This window comes from Mesorhizobium sp. M7A.F.Ca.CA.001.08.2.1 (genome assembly GCF_003998455.1).
GTDB classification, from domain to species: Bacteria; Pseudomonadota; Alphaproteobacteria; order Rhizobiales; family Rhizobiaceae; genus Mesorhizobium; species Mesorhizobium ciceri.
In genome coordinates this window covers 1-8,432 of the sequence record NZ_RZPW01000223.1, presented here as the reverse complement: position 1 = coordinate 8,432, position 8,432 = coordinate 1, and the positions used below count along the sequence as shown (strand labels likewise).

Here is an 8,432-nt window from a genome sequence, read left to right as displayed (position 1 = left end):
GCTGCGGATCTGGGGAAAGATCACAACGACTGTCATTTTCGTCGCCCACTCGATCGACGAGCCGATCTTCCGCGCCGACCGGGTGGTGGTGATGACGGCGCGGCCGGGCGCGGTGAAGGAGATCATCGATATCGACCTGCCACGGCCGCGCGACGGCGACATCCGCGCCAGCGCCGAATTCAATCTATATCGCGCTCGCGTCTGGGACGTGCTGCGCGACGAGGTCAACAAGGCGCAGAAGGACTGGACTCTGTCGCCAGCCTTCAGTCACTGAGGAACTGGACCCATGGCCTATCTGACCGAGAAGTTTGGCTCCGCTGGAGCGCTCCACCTGTTTGCCGGCGCTGGCGAAACGGTCGCCGCCGCCAGGGTCCCCGCCATCAAGGCCAACGCCAAGATCCGGAGCAAGAAAGCGAGCCGCGGCACATTCCTCTATGGCTTGCCGCTGCTCGGCCTGTTCTTCCTGCTGTGGGAGATCGCGCCCCGGCTCGGCTGGCTGAACCGGATCTTCTTTCCGCCGCTGAGCGAGGTGCTGGTCGCCTGGTGGGCGCTGCTCGCCTCGGGCGTGCTGATCGAGCATATCGGCATAAGCCTGCAGCGCGCTGCGATCGGCTTCGCACTCGGCGTGGTGGTGGCCATCCCGCTCGGTCTGTTGATGGGGCGCTATTCGCTGTTCGAGAAGGTTTCCGACCTTTTGGTGCAGACGCTGCGCAACACCTCGCAATTCGCACTGCTGCCGGTGTTCATCCTGCTGCTCGGCATCGGCGAGGAATCGAAGGTGGCGATCACCTTCTACTCCTCGGTTTTCTTTCTCCTCGTCAACACGATCAGCGGCGTCAAGTCGGTCGATCCGCTGCTCATCAAGGCGGCGCGCTCGATGGGCACGTCCGACTTCGACCTGTTCCGGAAAGTCATCCTGCCGGCCAGCATTCCCTCGATCGTCGCCGGCGCTCGGCTGGCGGTGAAATCCTCGCTGTTCGCGGTCATCGGCGCCGAGATGCTGGCGGCCAAATCCGGCCTCGGTTTCCTCATCCAGAATTCGCAGCTGATGATGGAAACGGCCGACATGTATGCCGGCATCCTGACGCTGACCGTCATCGGCCTGACCGTCAATTACCTGCTCGTCTGGTTCGAGCGCTGGGCAACAGCCTGGAAGGGCCAGTCCGAGACCTCGCTCATTTAAGCGGCCCCATTCATTCCAAACAGGAAGGATTTTCCCATGCCCAACATTCCATTCGACGCAATTCGCCGGCTGCTGCTGAAGGGCGCCATTGCCGTCGTCATCGGCCTTGGCGGCATGCCTGCCTTCGCACAGGACAAGCCTGACATCATCCGCATCGGCAGCACGGCGCCGGGGCACCTCAAATTCATCCTCGCCCAGAAGGACGGCTGGTGGGACAAGGAATTCGCCAAGGACGGCATCAAGGTCGAACTGGTGACCTTCAACGGCGGCTCGGAAGCCACGACGGCATTGGCGACCGGCGCCATCGAGTTCACCTATACCGGCAACAATCCGGCGCTGCGCGTTGCTGCGTCCGGCGCCGACGTCAAGCTGATCGGCCTGTCGAGCTATGTGAAGGCCGGCGGTTCCTACATCGTCGTCAAAACCGACTCGCCGTTGAAGACGCTGCAGGATCTCAGGGGCAAGAAGGTCGCCTATCTCACCGGAACGGTGCGGCATTCGAACTTCAGCAAGGCACTGAACAGCGTCGGCCTGACCACCAATGACGTCGAAGGTCTGAACCTGCCTTTCGAGGCATCCGGCCCGGCGCTGCTGCGCGGCGATATCGACGCCATTGTCGAGACGGATTCGACGGCGGCCAAGCTGGTCGACACCGGCGAGGCGCGGGTGCTGTTCGACACCAGCACCCATCCGGAATGGAACGTGCCGAACGTCATCTCGGTCAACGGCGCCTTCGCGGCGAAATATCCCGATCTGGTCAAGCGGCTGCTGAAGGTCGACATCGAGATTTCGCGTTGGGCCGACGCTCATCCGGACGAGACGATCAAGACGTTTGTGGAGGCGACCAAGTCGTCGGAGAAATCCGTCCGCAAGACCTATGCCGACGGGGTGTTCCACCAGGATCCGAAACTCACCGACGACGCGATCGCCGCCTTGCAGGGCGAGGAGAAATTCATGGCCAGCGCCGGGCTCCTGAAGGGCTCGATCGATTACGGAAAATGGGTCGACAAGAGCTTTGTCGATGGCGCCGCGGCTGAAGTCGCTGCCGTCCAATAGACTGGAAGCATCGAGCGGGGCGGGCGCTTTACCGCGCTGCCCCGTTCGTCTGGTCCGTCAAATCTCTGGGATGTTCTCCTTGAAGATCACCTGCAGCCTTGGCTGGTGCAGTTCATAGGGCAATCCCCGGACCGCATGGGTCAAAGTGTTGAGCGCTTCGCGGGCTTCGACGCGCGGGTTCTGGTCGATGACCGCGTCGAGCGTGCCGTCGAGCAGAAGGTCCTTGGTGCCGTCCGTCACCTCGTGGCCGAGGAAGACCATGGACTGGGCGCGGCCGTGCTCCTTGAGCGCGCGGGCGATGCCGGTGTTGCCGGCGCCGACATTGTAGATCGCGGCAAGGTCGGGGTGCCGTTCCAGCAGGGCCGATGCCTCCGAATAGGCCTTCTCGCGGTCGTCGAGCATTTCGCGCATCTCGACGATCTGCAGGTTGGGTGATTCCTCGGTCAGGACGTGGCGGAACCCCATCTCGCGTTCTTCGTGGCCGCGATAGGACAGCGAGCCGGCGAACAGCGCCACCTTGCCCGGATGCCCCGATCCCATGAAGCGGTTGAGCAGATAGCCGGCCAGCCGCCCGGCGGCGCGGTTGTCGATGCCGATATAGGCGACCCTGGGCACATGCAGGATGTCGGAGGCGATGGTCACCACCTTGATATCGTTGGCCGACAGGGATCGGATCGCTTCGCGCACCGTCGGATGGTCGAGCGCTATAACGCCGACGCCTTGCGTCTGTCCGCGCAGGTCCTGCAGCAGGCGGGCGAGCCGGTCAGGATTGAAGCCCTCGATGGTGGCGATATGGACATCGAGGTCGGGCCGCGCCAGAGCCTGTGCCTCGATGTGCCGGTGCAGCATCTTGATGAAGGAATTGGTGCCGGCCGGCAGCGCGAAGTCGAGCCGGATGACCTCGCCAGGCGAGGGCCGTGGCGGCGCGCCGTTCGGGCCTTCGGCGATGTAGCCGAGGCGCTGCGCCATTTCGAGCACGATTTCGCGCGTGCGCGCCCGCACGCCGGGTCGGTTGTTGAGCACGCGGTCGACGGTGGCGGCCGAGACGCCGGCTTCCCGGGCTATGTCAGTCAGGGTGGAACGCACCGTCTTTCATCTCCTGCATGCGTCAGATCGGCTGGTGACGGCTTCCCCGCCATCGGCGATTCTGATGGGAAATGATGTATCCGCCCTTAGCCCATGCGCAAGCCGCCGCGCTAAATCAAATGGTCCGGCAGGGCTGCGCAGGGCCGGGAAGGGTCGTGTGCCCTCAAATTGAAGCACCCGGCATGATGCATGGATCCCGTTTTTGTGCATTTCCTTGCCCTATTGCGATGTTGTGAGGTGTTTTGATTATTTATGATGTTGACAGCCTTGCCATGCTGCCGTCAATATCCCTCATAAGGGCCGTGGAGGAAACGTGGCCCTGAGGGAGGAGTTTCAATGTCTGACTTGATCCGCATCTCGCGGCGCCGGCTGCTGGCATCCGGAGGAAAGGCGGCTGTGATCATGGCCGCCGCTGGTATCGCACCCCAATTCATTCGTCCCGGCCGCGCCTATGCGGCCGACGCGCTGGCGCCAGGCATGATCGGCGGCCCGACGGGCTTCGATGGAGCCGAGCGCTACCAGTATGGCGCCGACACGCCGGAAGGCCGCGCCATCGAGGCGGCCAAGGCGCTGAAGGGCGCCGGCAAGGCGCCCGCCAAGATCGTGCTCGGCCTGTCCGACGGCTCGATCGGCCAGCTCACGCAGCCGTTCCCGGCCGGTGCGCCGTCGATCAAGGAGCTGTGGGAAAAGGAAACCGGCATCGCGATCGAAATCGTCGGTTTGCCGAACGGCCAGGAATTCACCAAGACGATGCAGGACATCTCCACCAAGGGTGGGACCTACGACATCTATTCGACCGAATGGAACCGCCTCGGCGACCTCGCCGAAACCGGCGGCATCGCCAAGCTCGATGACTTTGTCGCGCAGCACAAGCCCGAATGGGACGATCCCGTCAGCGGCTATGTCAACGGCGCCAAGGGCGTGTCGCTGCTCAACAAATACCGCGGCTCCAACTATGGCGTATCGCTGGACGGCGACTTCCAGACCTGGGTCTACCGCACCGACCTGTTCGGCGACGAAGCCGAGAAGAAGGCCTTCAAGGACAAATACGGCTACGATCTGGCGCCGCCGAAGACCTGGAAGCAGCATGGCGACATCGCCGCCTTCTTCCAGCGTCCGGACAAGGGCCTGTTCGGCTCGACCGACCTGCGCAACCAGGGCTGGGGCTACACCAACTGGTACCAGCGCTATGTCTCGATGGCTTCGCCCAACCAATTCCTGTTTGGCGATGACGGCAAGCCGATGATCAATTCCGAGCAAGGCATCGCCGCCACCAACGAATATGTCGCTTCGCTCGCGCATCACTCGCCGGATGCGATCTCCTGGGGCTGGCCGGAGCAATACGGCAACTTCGCCAAGGGTGGTGCGGCGATGACCTGCGCCTTCTCCAACCTGCCGAAATTCCTCGACAATGCCGGCAACAAGGACTCAGCCGTCACCGGCAAGATCGGCTCGATGCTGCCGCCAGGCCGCGAGATCGACTCCAAGCTGATCAGCCGCTCCGTGCTGTGGTTCTCGCTGACCGGCATGGTTTCGTCGCAGTCGAAGAACCAGGAGGTTGCCTATCTCCTGCTGCAATGGCTGGGCTCGGCCCGTATTTACGCCTGGATGAGTGCCAATCCCGGCGGTTATCTGGACCCGTTCCGGCTTTCGGACTTCTCCGATCCGCTGGTGCGCCAGACCTATCATGCCTACCACATGGACGTCGTGCGCGAGACGGTGGCGCGCACCGTGCCGACCATCAACTATCCCGGCGCGACAGCCTTCCACAATGCGCTCGACGAGAACCTCATGGCGGCGCTGACCAAGGCCAAGACATCGGAGCAGGCGATGGCCGATACGGAGGCGGAGTGGAAGAAGATCGTGCGGCGCACCGGCGAGGACAAACTGCTCGAAGCCATCAAGACCAACAAGGAGGCCTGGCCGACAGTTCTCGACCCGATCGTCTGATCCATCTCCCTGGATCACATCGAAGGAGGGGAGGAGCCTGCTTTTCCCCTCCGCCCACAACGCCACCAGCAAAGCCGCCAGATGAAGCGTTCCGTTCCTTTCCTGATATTCCGCTATGCCGCGATCTTCGCGGCCATGGCGGTGACGCTGGTGCCGATCCTGTGGATGGTATCGATGGCGTTCAAGCCGATCGCCGAATGGTCGGCGACCGGCGCCGACCTGACCTGGTGGCCGAAGAACCCGACGCTCAGCAATTTTCGTTTCGTCTTCGGGGAGTCGACCAACAATTTGATCGTCGCGCTCGACCGTACCGCGCTGAAGCCGATCCTCGCATCGCTGCTGTCGGCGGTTTTCGGCACGGTGATCGCCATGTCGGCGGGCACTGCGGCGGCTTATGGGCTCTCGCGTTTCGGCTCCGGCCAGAACCTGCCGCTGGCGCTGATCCAACTCAGGATCTTTCCGCCGATGGCGGTCATGATCCCGGTGATGATCATGTGGGCTTTCCTCAACTTCACCGATAGCTGGTGGGGCCTGGCGCTGATCTACGGCATCGTCACCTTGCCGTTCGCCTTCTGGCTGATGAAGACCTTCTTCGACGACATGCCGCGTGAGATCGAGGAGGCGGCGCTTGTCGAAGGCTGTTCGCGGCTGCGCGTCTTCACGCGCATCACGCTGCCGATGATGCGCGCGCCGCTGGCCAGTGCCGCGCTCTTCGTCTTCATCCTCAACTGGTCGGACTATCTGATCGCGCTGCTTCTGACGACGCGCGAATGGGTGACCATCCCGGTCTACATGGCCTCTCTTTCTTCCTCGATGACCGGGCAGCTCTATGGCGCCAAGGCAGCGCTTGGGCTGATCGCGGCCGTGCCGCCGGTCATCATGGGCATCGCCATCCAACGCCATCTGGTGCGCGGGTTGACATTCGGGGCGCTCAAGCAATGAGCGCGGTGACTGTCATGACTTCCAAGGATGAGGTGAAAGCCGTCGGAGCAAAGCCGGTTTCGCGCGATGAGGGCGCAAGGCTGGGTTTCCGGCTGACATTGCCTGCGCAGATCCTGGTGCTGTTCATCTCGGCCTTCCCGCTGTTGATGCAGCTCTACATCAGCGTCACCGACTGGTCGCCCCTGTCGGGCACCGGCTGGTGGAACGCCTGGTCGATGTGGAACAGCTTTGCCAACTACACCGATCTCGCCGCCGACGCGCGCTTCTGGAGCGCGCTGAAGCGTACGGCCATCGTCATGATCGTCTGCGTGCCGGCGGAATTCCTGCTTGGGCTGGCGCTGGCGACACTGTTTGCCGACGATTTCCCGGGCAAGCGCGTCTTCTATTCGATCCTGCTGATGCCGATGATGGTGGTGCCTGCCGTGGCCGGCTACATGTTCTTCATGCTGTTCCAGTCCGGCGGCCCGGTGAACGACATCTTGTCGGCGCTCACCGGATCTCCGGTCACCATCGCCTGGCTGTCGGATCCGACACTGGCGCTGATCGCGGTGATGGTCGCCGACATCTGGCAATGGACGCCGCTGATGTTCCTCATCCTGCTTGCCGGCCTGGTCGGCGTGCCGGAGGACCAGATCAAGGCGGCGACGCTGCTCGGCGCCAATCCGTGGCAGCGCTTCGTCACCATCGTGCTGCCGAAGATGAAGACGATCATCATCATCGCGTTGGCGATCCGGGTGATCGAGAACTTCAAGATCTTCGACACGCTCTACATCATGACCGGCGGCGGTCCAGGCGTCGCTACCGAAACCATCTCGGTCTACATCTACAAGCTCACCACGCAGGACCTGATCTGGGGCTATGTGGCGGCGATCGCGCTGGCCATTTTGGTCGTGCTGTCGATCGTCGCGGTGTTTGCCATGAAGCGCATGGCGCGGGCACGCGAGGTTCCGGCATGAGCGCCATCCACCTGCAAAACCTGGTCAAGAAATTCGGCGACTTCACCGCGCTGAAGACCATGGACCTGGCAATATCAGATGGCGAGTTCATGGCGCTGCTCGGCCCGTCGGGCTGCGGCAAGTCGACGACGATGAACATGATCGCCGGCATGGAAGAACCGACCGGCGGCAAGATCCTGTTTGGCGACCGCGACATGGCCGGCGTGCCGATGGGCCGGCGTGGCGTCGGCTTCGTGTTCCAGAACTACGCCATCTTCACGCATATGACGGTGCGCCAGAACCTTGCCTATGGACCAAAAATGCGAGGTGCCGCGAAAGCCGAGATCGACCGTCGCGTCGGCGCCATCGCCGAGATGCTGCAGCTTTCGCCGCTGCTCGACCGCAAGGCCGACAAGCTGTCGGTCAACATATTGCAACGGGTGGCGATCGGCCGCTCGGCGATCATGGAGCCGGCGATCTTCCTGCTCGACGAGCCGCTGTCCAATGTCGACGCCGCTTTCCGGGCCGTCATGCGCACCGAACTGAAGCAGCTGCAGCGGCAGTTCCGCCAGACCATGGTCTATGTCACCCACGACCAGCTCGAGGCGATGACCATGGCCGACCGCATCGCGGTCATGGATCATGGGGTTTTGCAGCAGGTCGGCACGCCGCTCGAGGTCTACAACGATCCAGCCAATGTCTTCGTCGCCCGCTTTATCGGTGCGCCGGGCATGAATCTGCTCAAGGGCAGGCCGGCGGAGAGCGACCGCGGACTGGTCGTCGATCTCGGACCGTTGGGCGTCACGCCGCCGCTGGCGGGCGAACTCGCAGCGGCCATGCGTGGTGCACGCGGCGAGGTGCTTTACGGATTCCGGCCTGAACAGGCGACGTTGGTGCAGAATGGGCAGGGCCTCGCAATGCCGGTGACCTTTGTCGAACGGATCGGTGCGCGCACCATCGTTCATCTCGGCCAGGGCGAGGCGGCTGTGAAAACGGTGTTCGACAATGATGTCGGGCTGGCTATCGGCGATACCGCTGTCGTCGCTCCCACTACGTCGTCAGTGCGCGTTTTCGACGCCGCTACCGGCCTTGCGATGAAGGCAGGTTGAGATGGCCGATATCGTCTTCCGTAATGTGACCAAACGCTACGGCAATACACTCGCCGTCGACGACGCCTCGTTCACCGTCAACGACAATGAGTTCTTCTGCTTCTTCGGTCCGCCGCTGTCGGGCAAGTCGACCATCCTGCGCCTGGTGCTCGGGTTGGAGACACCTGACAC

7 protein-coding genes and 2 pseudogenes are annotated in these 8,432 nt (G+C 62.9%); 8 read left to right on the top strand and 1 reads right to left on the bottom strand.

Annotation, left to right across the window (positions count from 1 at the left end; translation table 11 throughout):
• The 3 genes and pseudogenes from EN914_RS15285 to EN914_RS15275 form a co-directional block, all read left to right on the top strand.
• Window positions 1–274 (top strand): annotated as a pseudogene (locus EN914_RS15285) (ABC transporter ATP-binding protein); the annotation flags it as partial.
• Window positions 275–286: 12 nt separating this feature from the next.
• On the top strand, window positions 287–1,183 hold the full coding sequence (locus EN914_RS15280) for an ABC transporter permease (protein ID WP_024501569.1): 897 nt from the start codon (window positions 287–289) through the stop codon (window positions 1,181–1,183).
• Between the two features lie 36 nt (window positions 1,184–1,219).
• Window positions 1,220–2,239, top strand: a complete 1,020-nt coding sequence (locus EN914_RS15275; protein ID WP_024501568.1) for an aliphatic sulfonate ABC transporter substrate-binding protein — start codon at window positions 1,220–1,222, stop codon at window positions 2,237–2,239.
• Window positions 2,240–2,296: 57 nt separating this feature from the next.
• Here EN914_RS15275 and EN914_RS15270 read toward each other — a convergent pair whose 3' ends face one another.
• Window positions 2,297–3,325, bottom strand: coding sequence for a LacI family DNA-binding transcriptional regulator (locus EN914_RS15270; protein ID WP_024501567.1), 1,029 nt, complete (start codon window positions 3,323–3,325; stop codon window positions 2,297–2,299).
• A 336-nt stretch (window positions 3,326–3,661) separates the two neighbouring features.
• On the opposite strand from EN914_RS15270, the gene EN914_RS15265 reads away from it, so the two are divergent.
• The 5 genes and pseudogenes from EN914_RS15265 to EN914_RS39975 form a co-directional block, all read left to right on the top strand.
• Window positions 3,662–5,275: an extracellular solute-binding protein gene (locus tag EN914_RS15265; protein ID WP_024501566.1), complete on the top strand. Its 1,614-nt coding sequence runs from the start codon at window positions 3,662–3,664 to the stop codon at window positions 5,273–5,275.
• An 81-nt stretch (window positions 5,276–5,356) separates the two neighbouring features.
• Window positions 5,357–6,217, top strand: a complete 861-nt coding sequence (locus EN914_RS15260; RefSeq protein WP_024501565.1) for a carbohydrate ABC transporter permease — start codon at window positions 5,357–5,359, stop codon at window positions 6,215–6,217.
• Window positions 6,214–7,173: a carbohydrate ABC transporter permease gene (locus tag EN914_RS15255; protein WP_013530822.1), complete on the top strand. Its 960-nt coding sequence runs from the start codon at window positions 6,214–6,216 to the stop codon at window positions 7,171–7,173. Before EN914_RS15260 ends, EN914_RS15255 begins: the two co-directional genes overlap by 4 nt.
• Window positions 7,170–8,261: an ABC transporter ATP-binding protein gene (locus EN914_RS15250; protein ID WP_013530823.1), complete on the top strand. Its 1,092-nt coding sequence runs from the start codon at window positions 7,170–7,172 to the stop codon at window positions 8,259–8,261. The genes EN914_RS15255 and EN914_RS15250 overlap by 4 nt, the downstream gene beginning before the upstream one ends.
• A gap of 1 nt (window position 8,262) precedes the next feature.
• Window positions 8,263–8,432 (top strand): annotated as a pseudogene (locus EN914_RS39975) (ATP-binding cassette domain-containing protein); the annotation flags it as partial.

What these genes read in the sequence shown, in the direction of transcription:
- EN914_RS15265 (WP_024501566.1), top strand. Translation starts at nt 3,662, where the DNA reads ATGTCTGACTTGATCCGCATCTCGCGGCGCCGGCTGCTGGCATCCGGA.
- EN914_RS15255 (WP_013530822.1), top strand. Translation starts at nt 6,214, where the DNA reads ATGAGCGCGGTGACTGTCATGACTTCCAAGGATGAGGTGAAAGCCGTC.
- EN914_RS15250 (WP_013530823.1), top strand. Translation starts at nt 7,170, where the DNA reads ATGAGCGCCATCCACCTGCAAAACCTGGTCAAGAAATTCGGCGACTTC.
- EN914_RS15260 (WP_024501565.1), top strand. Translation starts at nt 5,357, where the DNA reads ATGAAGCGTTCCGTTCCTTTCCTGATATTCCGCTATGCCGCGATCTTC.
- EN914_RS15275 (WP_024501568.1), top strand. Translation starts at nt 1,220, where the DNA reads ATGCCCAACATTCCATTCGACGCAATTCGCCGGCTGCTGCTGAAGGGC.
- EN914_RS15280 (WP_024501569.1), top strand. Translation starts at nt 287, where the DNA reads ATGGCCTATCTGACCGAGAAGTTTGGCTCCGCTGGAGCGCTCCACCTG.